Consider the following 5,406-nt stretch of genomic DNA (forward strand, 5'->3'; position numbering starts at 1 on the left):
TCACAGGAAACACCAATTCTTATGGCAAGTTCGGTGACAGTAATGACGGCCAAAAGACCTGTTGGCTCAAGGTGCTGCGGGTGGAAACCAGCAAACTTTCCATAATCGGCGACTGAGGATAATTGCGCTTATCGCAATGTTTCGATAAGCGCAAGAACTGGCTCTTTGCCGGCAGCCTGCGCGCCGGTCAGCGTGCCGCGGCCATCATGAGCCTGGTGCAATCGGCTCGCCTCAACGGGCACGACCCGTATGCCTACCTCAAGGATGTCCTCACGCGCCTGCCGACCCAGCCGGTCAGCCGTATCGCCGAGTTGCTACCGCATCACTGGCAGCCTGAAGGCTGAGCGCGTCCAACCCGACCGCGTCAGGATGGGTTCGCCGGACGCATACGCTGCACTGAACCCAAGGCCCAGATGAGGCGTTTTAGGTCGGGCTCGCTTCACCATGTAATAACGTCAGAACGCGTTGCGCCGGCTTGCCGATTCAAAAGTCCATCGCTGACGGGCGGCGATAGATGCTCCTGTTTAAGGTTGTGCCGCCCCAAGCAAAGCGCAGAACGGTCAGATGGCGGGTACGTGGCACCTCTGGTGACCTGTCCCCGCGCTGCTCACTCGAATGGCCTTCGAGCAAGTGCGGTCAAGCAGGACTTCTCCAATTGAATCAGTATCTTGGCTTACAAGAGGGCGCTGCATTCGTTCAGCGCTTTTCGCTTTTTTGCGGGCCGGGCGCCGAGAACCCCTCTGGTGTGCTGCGGACGGATAACCCACGAGGATCCCAAGTGAATTCGTTGAATCGTCTGATGAAGTGTGGTGTGCGCGCGTTGGCGCTCGGTGTCTTGGTAGCTTGTTCGGCGCCCGCTATGGCCTGGGAGAAGGGCAAGCTACTGATCTGGGTTGGCGACGATCGGGCGGCGAAGGGAATGCGGAAGATTGCGGCGAGCTACACCCAGAAGACGGGGATCAAGGTCGTGGTCGAAGTGCCGGAGAACCCGACCGGCGCCTTCGAGGCGGCCATGGCATCCGGTAACGGGCCCGATGTGTTCATGTGGCCGCATGACCACATTGGCGAGTGGTCAGCGCACGGCTGGCTCGCGTCGCTCGCCGTGACGCAAACGCTCAAGGGCAACATCGTTCAGGTTGCCTGGGATGGCGTGACGTCAAAGGGAAAGGTGTGGGCCTACCCGGTGGCGGTCGAAGCGCTGAGTCTCGTCTTCAACAAGGCGCTTGTCGCCACACCGCCGAAGTCGTTCGAGGACATCCCTGCGCTCAATGCCGGACTCAAGGCCAAGGGCGTCGCTGCGATTGGTTGGGAGGTGAACGCCCCGTATTTCTCCTGGCCGCTGCTTGCTTCGAACGGTGGTTATGTGTTCAGGCGCGACTTGTTGGGTAACTATGAGCCGAAGAACACCGGGGTCAATCATCCGGGCGCGGTGCAGGGGGCGGACGTACTTCAGAAGCTTGTGAAGACAGGGGTGTTGAATGCCAGCCAACAGACCGGCGATGTGGAAGCGGCGATGAAGGGTGGCAAGCTTGCCATGATGCTGACCGGCCCGTGGGCATGGGAAGGGCTGAGCAAGGCAGGTGTGAAGTTCGGCATTGCTCCGATTCCGTCGCTGAACGGGCAACCGGCGAGCCCGTTTGTAGGGATCCTGGGCGCGATGATCACGGCAAAGTCGCCGAACCGCGAAGCAGCGGTACAGCTGCTCGAGCAACATTTGCTGCCTGCGGACGGCTTGCTTGCTTTCAACAAGGAACGCCCGCTTGGTATTCCCGCCTCGAAGGAGATCTTCTGGGACTTCTACGCCGATCCGCAGATTCGTCAGGCGATGGAGAGTGTGTTCTCAGGCAAGCCGATGCCGAATAACCCGGAGATGCAGTACTTCTGGAAGAATCTGGGCGGCGCATTGCAGGACATCACGATCAATGGGCGCAAGCCGAAGGACGCGCTGGATGCCGCGGCGAAGAACATCGCGAACGGTGTTTGATCCAACTGCATCATGCGTGCGGACGCCCACCGGAAGGTGGGCGTTGCTTTTAACGCCCGACACTTACGGGCTTGCCGCTGAGGTGGTTGACCCGTTCGGTGGTGTCTTCGCGTTTGCCACGGCATCATCCACGATTTACATGTTCCGGAGAGATCCATGACACTTGGAACCCCGCTGACGGCATCGGCCACTCGCGTGATGCTGCTTGGCGCCGGCGAGCTTGGCAAGGAAGTGATCATTGCCTTGCAGCGACTGGGCTGCGAAGTCATCGCGGTGGATCGGTACCCCAATGCGCCGGGGCACCAGGTCGCGCATCGCGCACACACGATCGACATGACCGACGCCGCAGCTGTCCGGGCGCTGGTCGAAGAGGAGCGGCCCGCACTGATCGTTCCGGAAATTGAGGCGATCGCCACCGACGAGCTGGCGCGCATCGAGGCCGACGGTCTGGCGGAAGTGATCCCGACAGCGCGGGCCGCGCAACTGACGATGCACCGCGAAGGCATCCGCCGCCTTGCCGGCGAGACCCTGGGCTTGCCGACCTCGCCTTATGCGTTCGCCGACTCGCTCGACGAGCTGCGCGCTGCGATCGATGGCGGAATCGGCTACCCGTGCGTGATCAAGCCCGTGATGTCGTCTTCAGGCAAGGGCCAGTCGACCGTTCGCTCGGCGGACGAGCTCGCTGCTGCGTGGGATTACGCTGCGCGAGGCGGCCGTGTGAATCAGGGGCGCGTGATCGTCGAGGGCTTCATCGACTTCGATTACGAGATCACGCAGCTGACGGTTCGCGCCGTGGGCGCAAACGGCGAAGTCGAAACCTACTTCTGCGATCCGATCGGACATGTGCAGGTGTCGGGCGATTACGTGGAAAGCTGGCAACCGATGGCGATGTCGCCTGCGGCCTTGGCACGTTCGCGCGAAATCGCAGGCAAAGTGACGGCAGCCTTGGGTGGGCGCGGCATTTTTGGTGTCGAGCTGTTCGTAAAGGGCGACCAGGTGTGGTTCTCCGAAGTGAGCCCGCGGCCGCACGACACGGGGCTGGTCACGCTGGCGACACAGCGTTTTTCGGAGTTCGAGCTGCATGCGCGCGCCATCCTTGGCCTGCCGGTCGACGTGACGCTGCGGCGGCCCGGCGCCAGCGCGGTGATCTACGGCGGTGTCGATGCCACAGGCATCGTGTTCGATGGCGTCGCAGAGGCTTTGCGCGTGCCAGAGAGCGATCTGCGGCTGTTCGGCAAGCCGGAATCCTTCGTCAAACGACGCATGGGCGTGGCGCTGGCGACCGCTGATGATGCCGACACCGCGCGCGCACGTGCCAAGCAAGCGGCGGCTTTCGTGAAGCCACGCGTGGTATAAGCAAACGGATCAATAAGGGCGGCGCAAAGTACGCCGCCCGATCTCTGCAGGCTGCAAACCGGAGGAGACAGCAAGTGATGAAATGTTCGCACCTTGTCGTAAAGGCGCTGGCGGGATTCGTTTTCGCTGGCGCAATGGCGGCTCAGCCCGCGTTTGCGTGGGAAAACGGGAAACTGCTGATCTGGGTGAACAACGACAAGGGCTGGAAGGGGCTTCAGAAGGTGGGCGACGAGTTCACCAAGAAGACCGGCATCAAGGTCAAGGTCGAGACGCCCGACAACCCGACCGAGGCTTTTGCCGCGGCCATGGCCAAAGGCAACGGGCCGGACATCTGGATCTGGCCGCACGACCGCATTGGCGACTGGGTCAAGAATGGCTGGCTGACGCCGGTCGAGCCGAGCCCGGCACTGAAAACGGGCACCGTGCAAATCGCCTGGGACGGCTTCACCGCGCAGGGCAAGCAATGGGGATATCCGATCGCCGTTGAGGCGATCTCGCTGATCTATAACAAGGCGCTGATCGACAAGCCGCCGCGTTCGTACGAAGAGTTCGCCGAGATCGAGGCGAGCCTGAAGGGCAAGGGAATCCGCGCCGTCGGCTGGGAAACCCAGAGTCCGTACTTCACCTGGCCGATGCTGGCGGCCAACGGGGGCTACCCGTTCCAGCGCGACCTGCTCGGCAACTACATCGGCAAGGACACCGGTATCAACCACGCCGGCGCGGTGAAGGGTGCCGAGGTGCTGGTCAAACTGATCAAGTCTGGCGCGGTGCAGCCGGCTTTGTCTTACGCCGATGCCGAGGAGGCGATGAAGACCGGCAAGCAGGCGATGTGGATCAACGGCCCCTGGGCATGGGAAGGGCTGCACAAGGCGGGGATCAAATTCGGGATTGCGCCACTGCCGACGGTAGCCGGCCAGGCCGCACGTCCATTCGTCGGCGTGCTTGGCGCGATGCTGCCGAAGGGATCGCCGAACCGCGCAGCGGCGGTCAACCTGATCGAGAATTTCCTGCTGACGCCGGAGGGCATCAAGCTCGTGAACGACGATAAACCGATCGGCGTGCCAGCGAGCAAGGCGGTGTTCTGGGACTTCTTCCAGGACACTCAGATCAGGCAGGCGATGGAAGGCGTGTTCGCTGGCCGGCCGATGCCCAACAATCCGGAAATGCAGTACTTCTGGAAGAACCTGACGATCGCGCTCAAGGACATCACGACTAGCAGCAAGAAGCCGAAGGACGCACTGGATACCGCCGCGAAGGCGATTGTTGCCGGGCAGTAATGCCCGCGCCTGAGCGGCCAGTCAGCGCTGAAAAAACGCACCGCCCGGGGAATCAGGCGGTGCGTTTTTCTTTGCGACACTCGCCGGGGCGCTGCGATTACTGCCCCGCGTTGAGTGCCGCGAGCTGGCGTTGGGCGTCGTCGAGATCCTTTCCGTATTCGGTGAGGTAGCGGTTGCGCTCTTCGCTTTGCCACTCGGCGTCGGAAAAACTGCTGAGCGGGTAGCTGGCGGTGGTGCGGACGAGGCCCATGAGCCGCGGCATCAGCGCGCGGTCGGGGTGCCCTTGTTCCCGCAGCAGGTAGCCATCGACGTCGCGTACGGCGAGCGGGAAGCTTGGTTTGGCATCGCGGATCAATTTGCCGAATACCGTCAGCGCCACCTCCTTGGTGCCGGCCTCCAGTTCGTCGTTGAAGGTGGCGAGGGCGAACGCGTGGCCGCCGGCATCATCGATCCGCGCGTTGATGATGTAACGGCCAGCCTGTCGCACTTCGACGGGCACGCGCAACACGAGCGACCCGGCTTCGAGTGAATCCTTGAATGGGCCGGCCCACACCGCGGGCGGCTGCGGTGAATAGACGACGTCGAAGATGTGTTGCCCGGTGTGCTCCCCGGCGCGGAAGCTGAGTTCAACCCGGATCGTGCCGTCGAATGCCGAAAGCGCCGTTTGTGCCGGCAGCAGCGTCGCCGATTGGGTGCCGTCGTCCGCTTGGGCGTCGCCCGCCCGCCCCTGATCGTTGAAACCCATCGCGACGGATGGCGGCGATGCGTTTGCAGTATTCGGCAAACCCG

The 5,406-nt window shown here is 62.5% G+C and carries 4 protein-coding genes and 1 pseudogene; 4 read left to right on the forward strand and 1 reads right to left on the reverse strand.

Features of this window, described 5'->3' with window-relative positions; all coding sequences use genetic code 11:
• Positions 1 to 149 precede the first annotated feature (149 nt).
• The 4 genes and pseudogenes from ACE3P0_RS20985 to malE (ACE3P0_RS21000) all read left to right on the forward strand — a co-directional run.
• A pseudogene (locus tag ACE3P0_RS20985) lies at positions 150 to 344 on the forward strand (transposase domain-containing protein); the annotation flags it as partial.
• Positions 345 to 514: 170 nt separating this feature from the next.
• A complete protein-coding gene (malE, locus tag ACE3P0_RS20990; protein ID WP_374404756.1) occupies positions 515 to 1,984 on the forward strand; it encodes a maltose/maltodextrin ABC transporter substrate-binding protein MalE in 1,470 nt (489 codons plus the stop codon).
• 156 nt (positions 1,985 to 2,140) lie between these two features.
• A complete protein-coding gene (purT, locus tag ACE3P0_RS20995) occupies positions 2,141 to 3,340 on the forward strand; it encodes a formate-dependent phosphoribosylglycinamide formyltransferase (RefSeq protein WP_374404757.1) in 1,200 nt (399 codons plus the stop codon).
• A gap of 77 nt (positions 3,341 to 3,417) precedes the next feature.
• Positions 3,418 to 4,617, forward strand: a complete 1,200-nt coding sequence (malE, locus tag ACE3P0_RS21000) for a maltose/maltodextrin ABC transporter substrate-binding protein MalE (RefSeq protein ID WP_374404758.1) — start codon at positions 3,418 to 3,420, stop codon at positions 4,615 to 4,617.
• A gap of 97 nt (positions 4,618 to 4,714) precedes the next feature.
• Here the strand turns inward: malE (ACE3P0_RS21000) and ACE3P0_RS21005 are convergent.
• Positions 4,715 to 5,406 (reverse strand): hypothetical protein (locus tag ACE3P0_RS21005; RefSeq protein WP_374404759.1); only part of this gene is annotated, 692 nt, incomplete at its 5' end.

It is taken from the genome of Niveibacterium sp., assembly GCF_041909475.1.
In the GTDB taxonomy this organism is placed as follows: Bacteria; Pseudomonadota; Gammaproteobacteria; order Burkholderiales; family Rhodocyclaceae; genus Niveibacterium.